The following is a 9,632-nucleotide window of genomic DNA, read 5'->3' as shown; positions in this document are numbered from 1 at the left end:
GAAGCCTTCCACGCGCGATGCATCTCGGGCTTACATCGACAAACGGCTGATACCACGGTTTGGGGCACTCTCGGTCGATGCGATTGAACGGGCCGACATCAATCGCTGGCGAGACAGCATGGCTGACGTGGGAGGAGCCTTCAATCGTAGCATTCCGGTCCTATCGGTTATGATGCAATATGCCGAGAAGCTCGGCTATCGCGAGAAGAACACCAACCCGTGTCGCGGTGTCTCTCGTTTCAAGCGCGACCTGCCCGAACGCTATCTGTCCGCCGATGAATATCGTAGGCTCGGCAAGGTGCTGGCAGAGCACAATGGTGCCAATGCGTTCGTGGTCCCAGCTTTGCTGTTGCTGATCTATACCGGTGCACGGGTTTCAGAGATTGCGACCCTGCGCTGGCGCTACGTCCAAATGCCGCGCCTTACGTTGCCTGACAGCAAAACTGGGCCGAAGACGATCTACCTCAATCCGCAGGCAATTGCTGTGCTCGATGCTCTGCAACGGCGCGGAGACGATCAACTCGTCTTCCCGGCACTGTATCGCGAAGTGCCAATCAATTTGGGCCAGCACTGGGAGAAGATCAGGCGCAAGGCGGCCTTGCCCGATGTGCGCCTGCACGACTTGCGGCACAGTTTCGCCTCGGTGGCCATCGCGAAAGGCATACCGCTTGCGACTATCGGCAAGCTGCTCGGTCACGCGCTTCCTGAAACGACAGCGCGATACGCGCACCTCGCGGACGAGGTGATTTCCGAAAGCGCCGACCGCATCTGTTCCAGTCTCGCAAACTCAATGGGGATGACCGCATGACCAGCTATGACCTCAAGCGAATTCTTGCCGAGGAGCTGGCGCGCATCGTTCCGGGCGATGCCGGAAAGCGCCGCACGAGGTTCGACTACGTCCTTCCCGGTTTTGGTGAGCGTATCCATCCATCAGGCAGGAAGAGTTACGTTCTTCAGCGCACGATGGGCGGCAAGCAAAGGCTCATCACCATAGGCGATGCTGCTATTCTGACCGAGCGGATCGCCAAGGATGTTGCGCGTCGCCTCATCTTGAGGATCGAACTGGGCCAGAACCCGGCTGACAGGAAACAACGCGGCAAGAAGACGCCGACCTATGCATCCTTTCTTCGGCACTATTGGGAGGTCGCGGCTCCGACCTGGAAGCCATCCACGCTTGAGATACACGACATCTACCGGCGAACTCACTTGGAACATGCGTTCGCCGGAAGGTTTATCGACGAGATCAGCCATGCCGATGCAGCGCGCTGGCATGCAGCGTTGACGCGTTCGGCAGGACCGGGCGCGGCCAACCGCGCTATGGAAATCCTAAAGGCGATGTTCGGCAAGGCGGAAGCATGGGGTTATCTCCCAGAACACTCGAATCCCTTTCGTGGCGTCAAGCGCAACAAGGGGCGGAAGATCGAGCGCTTTCTGAGCCAAGCCGAGATGGCCCTTCTTGGGGAAGCCCTGTCACAGCATCGAGCCGACAAGCCCAATGAGGTGGCGGTCATTTCGCTACTCGCTTTGACAGGATGTCGGCGTGGCGAAATTCTCAATCTCACTTGGGGCGAGGTTCAAGGCCGTAAGCTCAAGCTGACCGATTCAAAGACTGGGCCACGTATCGTATGGCTTGGCAAAGAGGCGAGGGCAGTCATTGATCGCTTTCTGCGCGGAAGGAGCCATGAGTGCGTCTTCCAATTCGATGTGCTGCCCGTCTCTGCAATCGAATGGTTCTGGCGCATGCTGAGGGTCGAAGCGGGCATCGAGGACGTGAGATTGCATGATCTACGGCACAACTATGCGAGCCTTGCCGCTCGTTCGTCCGAGACACTGCCGATGATTGGGCGATTGCTAGGACATTCGCAAATCACGAGCACGCATCGCTACGCCCATCTCGAGGACCAAGGACTTTTGGAAGCAGCGTCCTCCGTTGGCGGAGCCGTCGAGCGCTCGATGACCGTTTAAAAAGATATGAAATTCAATGCGTTGGGGTGAGTATAAACCGATGGCGGCACGACAGAATTTGACAGATAACGCACTTTTGCGCATTTATGCATATGACTGCGCACAAGGGGAGGCTGCCATGCGAATATCGGTCATTCTGCCCGAGCCGGATTCCACGCGCTTCCAAGCCTATTGCGATCAAAACGGGTACAAAAAGTCAACTTTGATTTGCCGTCTGATCCGAGAACATTTAGAGAACGAAAACTTCGCGCTTCAATCTGAGATGAAGCTCGACCATCAGGCCGGGGATAATGAAAATGGATGACAGCGGAAAAGTCTCGAAACGAAAGCGGACCTTCAATTCGTTCTTCGCAGGCATTGGCGGATTCGATCTGGCGCTCGAGCGCGAGGGGTTCGGGGCCGCTGCCCAATGTGAGATCGACACGTTCTGCCAAGGTGTCCTTGCGTCACACTGGCCTCAGGTCACCCTGTTCGACGATATCACGAAGATTGATCCGTCAAGTCTGCCTCAGGCGGACGTATGGTGTGGAGGCTTTCCCTGTCAGGACGTTTCAGTTGCGCGGGGGTCAAACAAGAGAGACGGATTGGCCGGCAAGAACAGCGGCCTCTTCTTTAGCTTTCTGGAGCTTGTGCGATCACGGAAGCCGGACACGATCTTGCTCGAGAACGTCGTCGGTCTTCTCAGTTCGCACAATGGGCAAGACTTTCGAGTGGTGGTCGAGGAACTGACCTCACTCGGCTACGCTGTCGCCTGGAGGGTGATGAACAGCCGCTATTTTGGTTCGCCTCAGTCGCGGCCGAGAGTTTTCGTTTGTGCCTCTCGCACATCCGCGGAACTTCCAATCAAGGTTCTTTATGAAGATAAGCCAGGACGCAAACCAACAGGTGTGCGTGACGGCTTCCTCCGGGACAGCCGCTGCAATTCTTCGGGAGCAATTGTTGCGGAAGTCGCATACTGTCTGGCCGCGACTTCGGGGCGGCATACCGGCACCGATTGGAGCCGGACCTATGTATCCTATGAAGATGCTGTTCGTCGGCTGACCCCGACAGAATGCGAGGGGTTGCAAGGTTTCCCGGTGGGTTGGACAACTAACAGCGGTGCGTCGCCTATCCGTCCAGCAGATGAGGATAGTCTAAGGTACAAGGCACTCGGTAACGCGGTATCGGTGCCTGTTGCCCAATGGATCGCTAAGCGATTGAAGGTGGAGCTGTCCAAGCCACGAGCCAAAAGTTGGAAAAGTGCGGTCAACCTTGCGCCAGATTTCAAGGGTAGGACGCTCCGCAAATCGAGACTGAGCGAATTGCACCTTTCCGAAGATGGGGCAGTGCAGCAGCTCAAATGGCAATCTGGCGGCTACGCCATAGGTGACGACTGTTGGGATTTAGCCGCTCCGCCAGCCCCTAATCGGCCAACAGAGATGAAGCTTATTGAAGTGATCGAGAGGGTCGTTCCTGACGCAAGATACTTCTTGAGCGCGAACGCAGCAGAAGGGATCTTGCGTCGAGTTGACAGCCAGAACCGGACCCTTTTTGGGCCGATGGATCGGGCATTGCGCCATATGGTGCAATATGGCCCGGAAAGTGGAGTTTGCCTTCCGAAGAGCAGTAGGCGAGCTGCCGCCTAGCCAATCCTTACAATGCTTTGAGTTGCATTTGCGCTCAAGGTTCTGCAACTCCTTGTTTCTGACCTGACATGAGGCGGGAGCGAGGGGCTTTGCATGGGATTCGTTGTTGTTCGATTGGGAAAGGATAGCGTTCCAACAATTCAGCGGTTTTCGGACGGAACTTCCGAGCCGCCTTTCGACTTCGAGTTCACGTGCAAGCAGGTCGAGGAAACCATAGATGAGGGCGACTACGCTTTCATCTATCTAGGTTCGGACAACAATCAGGGCGTGGAAACCGCTTGGAAGCAGGGGCTTCGCGGGATCGCCAAGATTGTCGGACTGGATCGCGGGGAAGGGTTTAATGACGAGAGCACGTTCACCCTTCGCGTAATCTCGGTGTTTCCAAAGAGCTTGGATCAGTTCGATTTTCTCGAACGAAGCGCGACACTTTATAAGTACTTTTCAAAGTACCCCGTTATCGGGATCAAATCGTCGAGGAACAACGCAGTCCAGCGAGTCCGGGATGATCCCCGCGAGAACACTAGCGCCCTCCTAACCGCGATCAAGCTGCTCTACCCGGAGCTTTCAGATGACCTAGCCGCTCATGCAGATGAGCTGCTCGATATGCTGGAATTTATCCCTGAAAATGAGGTTCCCCGAAATGGAGGGATAGCATCGGCAGACGATCCTGTTCTGCGAATGGTAGAAAGAGCGATCAACGAGCGAAATGAGCTGAATTTTCTCTTTCTCGGCTCACCTGGTACTGGCAAGACATGGCATGCCCACAGAGTGGCGAACGCTCTGACTGGTGCAAATGGAAATCGCATCGCGTTCCTCCAATTCCACCCTTCGATGGCCTATGACGACTTCGTAGAGGGCTATTCTCCAACGCTTGCTGCGGATCAGACCTCCATCAAATATGAGATCAAGCCGAAGCACTTTTTGAAACTTTGCGACGCAGCCCGCGCCGATGCGGACAACCACTACGTCATGGTCATTGACGAAATTTCCCGAGGCGATCCAAGCAGGGTTTTCGGAGAAATGCTAACTTATGTCGAGCCAGATTATCGCGACCGAACTTTCACTTTGGGATATTCGGGCAAACCCTACAGCGTTCCATCCAACCTCATAATCATTGCCACCGCCAACCCCTATGATCGATCTGTTGGCGAGATGGATGACGCATTTCTTCGACGGTTTGAGATTGTGGAGTTCGACCCCGACAAGGACGTCCTACGCCGTAGGTTGACCGAAAACGGTATGCCGGAAGACTTGCAGAGAAAGGTCTTGCACCTCTTTGACAACCTTAATGCAACCGTCCCGAATGGCGTAGGACATGCCCACTTTTTCGCGCTCAGAACGGCGGCAGATGTAGAGCAAGTTTGGCGGTCTCGCCTCCGCTTCATGGTGCAGCGAATGCTGCAATTCGAGCCCGAGAAATGGGAGGCTATCGTGCAGAAGTACGAGGAGATGTTTGGCAGTGGGGAAGGAGATGCTGAAACAGATCAAGGCGAAATCGACCAAGCCGAAATTGACGCAGTTGACGGCGCGGGTGATCAAACGGTGACCGAAGTCACCGGCGATGAGGCAACCGATGCGTAGCCGCCAAACGCCCTGAGAACTTGCCCAACGTGAGAGTCATTCCCGCTCAAGAACGCAGCTCACTTGAGATACCGCACGAGTATCTATTCGATGACCGTGGCGAACTGAAATTCATACCTGACGCTACTGATCGGTCGCTCGTTCGCGTCACCCAAGGCAGGGATCATATGGTCCTGCAAATCGGCGGGGTAATCGGACGATTGCCAGTTACGGAGAGTCTGGCACTCGATATCTCTCCAAAGTTTTCGATATCAAATCTGGCCCGATTGTTAGCCCTGTCTGACCAATCCCTAGATCGAAGGGTCGGAGTGGATCGACTCTACGATTTCACTGAATGGACGGGTTATCTGCCAGAGCTGCTCTTGCGTAGTTTCGCGACCGAATTGAGAGCCATAAGGCAGGAAGGCTCCCACAGAAACTATCAGCGCGTCTCCCGCGAGGACATTCCCAAGCCAAAGCTGAACTTCCGGCGAAGCGAGCAGCAGTTCTGGGGACGAGGAATACCCACTCGAGCCGTAGTTGAGGGCTTCGATTTCACGATAGACAATCCGACAAATCGCATCCTGAAGGCAGCCCTGCGCCGCGCCATTCCCTTGGCAAGTGGGCAAGGCTCACTTGCTAAAGAGTTGACGGTATTCGCTGAAACGATCCGCACATACGGACTGGTTTCCGACGCGCCTAGGAGCACCATTGAACGCTCGTTTGCCGATGCGCTCGCCGAATTGCCGAGGTTCAAACCGCACCATAGCAGGGCAATTTGGATCGCTCGCGAACTGATAAACAGGTCGAGCGAGGTACTGGATTTCGCTGATCGAAGGCTGTCTTTGCCCTCCTATTTGATCAATCTGGACCGCGTTTTTGAGTCCTATATTCGCAACGTGCTGCGGAGCCAGCTGAATGCACTCGGTGCACAGATTCTTGTCCAGGATGGAAATCTCAAGGGGTTCACCAAACCACTGTTGAACGACAGCGATAGGTTCGTGGTGATGCCTGACATTCTGATATTTGCGGACGATCAGGTGGCACCAAGACTGGTTGCTGACGTGAAATACAAGACCCGGCCCAAGGAAGAAGACCGCTATCAAATCATAACTCATTCGCTGAGCTATCACTGCCGCAAAGCGATGCTGATTTATCCCAAACGCCGGGGTGGCCCGTCTGGACTAATCCGCCTTGGAGAGATCGGCCCGCCGTCGTTTCCAATTGAGCTATTCGAGTATCATTTTGAACTCGACGGGGTGTTGGAGAACAGCGAAAATCAGCTTGCTCATGCCGCAACTCGGCTTCTTGGCAACGACCTAGCCGCACCACCACCCATGCTTGCTGACGGCCAACCGATTGCAAACTAAGGCCAGTCGGTAGCCCAAGTCCTAGACTGCTCAGATTCCGGAAGCTGCCTCCAATATCAAAGTTGCTCTCGCTCCAAGAATAAGACCTAAAATTCAGCGTATTGAACATTCGCCCGGTAAGACTGGCACCACGCGCGCGCATTGGGACTTGACAGCACACCGTACGCAGCGGGTGCTGCAATGGAAGGCGCGGAATTGCTTCACGAATTCACGAAAATGCGCTGATACCATCTTCTGTGCCGGATGCGGTCCACTTGCTTTCTCGTCCGTGCCGAGTCGGCACAGATCCGTTTAATCTGCTGAAAAGCGATGTGAATTTTCCGTTTTCCTACACCCCATGCTGCGGCCTAGAGTGGCACTTGCCTTTCGAAGGGTGAGCCAGGTTCTTTGAACACAAGGAACTTGGAAAAATGCAAAGACACCACCGGTTCGTGACCTATGTCACTCCCCTGATCGCCGAATGGATCAGGAAACAAGCAGAAGAGCGCAGGGTCAGCGCGAGTATCGTTGTTTGCGATTGCATCTTCGATGCCTGGCAGCGCGCAACCGAAGCTGATCTGAGGACCCCGGCGACCGATCCAGTGCGCCAGAACATCTTCATCACGGTCGCATTGGATGCGCTGCTTACGCATCATCCCGACAGCACACTGCGCGACAGAACGGTCGCAGCCTACCAGCGCCGGCTGGAGCGCCTCGGTATCGTTGCACCCCGACCCATGGGAGGCGATGATGAAGCATAATCTCGTCAACTTCACCCGTGGCAGCCAGCTCCTCGGGCATTTCGGCTTCATGTTTGCCGCAGGCCTCAAGGGGCCCCTGATCGTGACCCTCCTGGTCGTTCTCGGCCTCGTCTATTGGGACGTAAGCGGGGCGCTAGACGAGTACCATGTCTACCTCCTGTGGATGCATGCCTATGCCTCTGGCTATGCCTTCCTGGAGTTCGATCCAGACAAGCTTGTGAACCTCAAGCTGGCCGATGGGAGCCTCGTCGCATTTCCCATTTCCGTGGTGACCGATTACCCGCCGATGCGCGAAGCGGTCGCGCTTTTCCAGAGCGCGGTCATCAGCGCCTTGTGGCTTGCAGGGTTCATTCTTGCGCCGCTCTTCGCGCTCTTCTGGTGGGTTGCCGAACGCTTCGGCGAGAAGTCCAAACAAAAGAAGCATGTACGCGGGGCGGAGCTTGCTACCTTGCGCGACCTTAGCCGCGAGATCGCTGCACACAACCGCGATGCCCGTGCCCGCGAGTATGGCGATGCGTTGGGCTGGCGCTGGCGTCTGGCCGGGTCGGCTTCGCTGCGGGATGCGGGCTTCTATTCTCCCGCGCATCTGGCCGGGGTCAGCTGGCCCTGGCGGCTTGAGCAGAGTCACGCGATGCTTGTTGGCACAACCGGGACAGGCAAGACCGTCGTCCTAACCGAGCTTACCAGGGAGATCCGTGAACGGGGCGAACGTGCGGTCATTTTCGATCTTACTGGGGCCTTTGTCGAAACCTTCTACGATCCCAAACGCGACATCATTCTCAACCCGCTCGACGCGCGTTGCCCCGCCTGGAGCGTGTTCAACGATTGCTCCACGCGTGCCGAATTCCATGCCGCAGCGGAGTCCCTCGTCCCGCACGATGGGGGCGGCGCCGAACAGTTCTGGGTGCTCGCCGCGCGCACGCTGTTCGTCGAGACCTGTCTCAAGCTCGCCGAAGCAGGGCGGGGCACCAACGCCGCGCTCGCCCACGAACTCATGAACGCCGATCTCTCCGATCTGCACCGTCTCGTCGAAGATACCATGGCCGGTCCCATCAGCACGCCGAGCGCGGCGCGCATGGCGGAATCGGTGCGTGCAGTGTTCAATGTCAACGCCAAGGCGCTCCAGATGCTGCCCGAAGACGGGACGCCCTTTTCGGTCCGCGAGTGGGTCAACGGGGCAGGTGAACCGCGCTCTATCCTGTTTCTGTCCGCGCGCTACATCGACATGAGCGTGCTCTCGCAGCTGCTCACCCTGTGGCTCGACACCGCGATCATTACGCTGATGGCGGGCCAGCGCTCGCGGGACATCAGGCTCTGGTTCCTGATCGACGAACTTGGCGCGCTGCATCGCCTGCCTTCGCTCGAGAAGGGCCTCCAGACCGCGCGCAATTTCGGGGGCGCGATCGTCACCGGGATCCATGCCTTTGCCAAGCTCAAGGATGTCTACGGCGAGAACATGGCCATGACCCTGTCCTCGCTTGCCCGAACCAAGCTGATCCTCGGCACAGCAGACCGCGAGACCGCCACCTGGTGTTCCGATATTATCGGCCACCGCGAGGTTCGCGAGATGGAGGAAGGATACAGCTACGGCTACAACAATGCGCGCGATGCGGTCAGCCTGACGCCCCGGCGCCAGGTCGTCCCACTGCTGCTTCCCGACGAGCTGATGAAGCTCAAGAACCTACATGGTTTCATCAAGTTTCCCGAAGGATTTCCGGCGGCACCCGTGGTCCTCGAACCGCGCAACTGGCCTCGGGTGGCCGAAGGCTTCATTCCCCGGGATATGCCTAAGCTACCACCACAGGCCCGCCACGGTGATGACAAAGAAGGAGCAGGTGGCGGTGCCGGAGCAGCCTCTGAAACAGGCGACAATGATGGTGATCCTCGACGGTTGAGGGTCGCGCACGATCGCTCCGACAGCGCTGAAAAGAAAGCCGACCAGGAAGACAAAAAGGAACTGCGCCGGACCCGTCGCAGCAACAAGGGCGATCAGGCTCGACCGGACCAGACAAGGAAGCGTCGCGATCCGAATGCGCAAGAGGAAAGGGGGACATCAGACCCTCAGCGGCCGGCTCAATCCGACCTTCCTCTGTCTTCGAAAGCCGAGGAGCAACGCGGCAAGGAGCAACGGGATGCACCTTCAGCGAGGTCTGACATTCCCGATCCCGCATCGCATCAGCGGGCGCAGGATGCGCGCGGCAAGGCTGACCAGAGGCTCCAGGAAGAGCAGCAGAAGTCGCTGCTTGGCGGTGCAGCGAAGCAGGGTCGCGATGCCGATCAGGGGCAGGACCATGGTCACGATTACGGGGACTTTGATCCGGACATGTGACGCCCAACAGGGGAGGGGACGAGGGCCAAGAGAAAGTGATCCC

The 9,632-nt window shown here is 56.9% G+C and carries 8 protein-coding genes; all 8 read left to right on the top strand.

Annotated elements, in window-relative coordinates:
- A partial coding sequence (locus AC13CE_RS06890; RefSeq protein WP_482971973.1) for a tyrosine-type recombinase/integrase occupies positions 1 to 808 on the top strand: 808 nt, incomplete at its 5' end.
- On the top strand, positions 805 to 1,965 hold the full coding sequence (locus AC13CE_RS06885) for a tyrosine-type recombinase/integrase (protein ID WP_482971972.1): 1,161 nt from the start codon (positions 805 to 807) through the stop codon (positions 1,963 to 1,965). The genes AC13CE_RS06890 and AC13CE_RS06885, both read left to right, overlap by 4 nt.
- A 16-nt stretch (positions 1,966 to 1,981) precedes the next feature.
- Complete coding sequence (locus AC13CE_RS06880) at positions 1,982 to 2,269, top strand: hypothetical protein (protein WP_482971971.1); 288 nt, start codon at positions 1,982 to 1,984, stop codon at positions 2,267 to 2,269.
- A complete protein-coding gene (locus AC13CE_RS06875; protein ID WP_482971970.1) occupies positions 2,262 to 3,590 on the top strand; it encodes a DNA cytosine methyltransferase in 1,329 nt (442 codons plus the stop codon). The genes AC13CE_RS06880 and AC13CE_RS06875 overlap by 8 nt, the downstream gene beginning before the upstream one ends.
- A 93-nt stretch (positions 3,591 to 3,683) precedes the next feature.
- A complete protein-coding gene (locus AC13CE_RS06870; protein WP_482971969.1) occupies positions 3,684 to 5,171 on the top strand; it encodes an McrB family protein in 1,488 nt (495 codons plus the stop codon).
- Positions 5,172 to 5,338: 167 nt separating this feature from the next.
- The gene (locus tag AC13CE_RS06865) at positions 5,339 to 6,520 is read left to right on the top strand and encodes a 5-methylcytosine restriction system specificity protein McrC (RefSeq protein WP_482971968.1); all 1,182 of its coding nucleotides are present in this window, start codon (positions 5,339 to 5,341) and stop codon (positions 6,518 to 6,520) included.
- A 410-nt stretch (positions 6,521 to 6,930) separates the two neighbouring features.
- Positions 6,931 to 7,260 carry a hypothetical protein gene (locus AC13CE_RS06860; protein ID WP_029140019.1) on the top strand — a complete coding sequence of 110 codons (330 nt, stop codon included), beginning with the start codon at positions 6,931 to 6,933 and terminating at the stop codon, positions 7,258 to 7,260.
- Entirely contained in the window at positions 7,250 to 9,589 is a 2,340-nt protein-coding gene (locus AC13CE_RS06855) for a type IV secretion system DNA-binding domain-containing protein (RefSeq protein WP_482971978.1), read from the top strand. Before AC13CE_RS06860 ends, AC13CE_RS06855 begins: the two co-directional genes overlap by 11 nt.
- The last annotated feature ends 43 nt before the right edge of the window (positions 9,590 to 9,632 follow it).

Source organism: Qipengyuania sp. B-5 (genome assembly GCF_056857815.1).
Note: the sequence above shows the minus strand (reverse complement) of the source record. Positions and strands in the feature narration are given on the sequence as shown.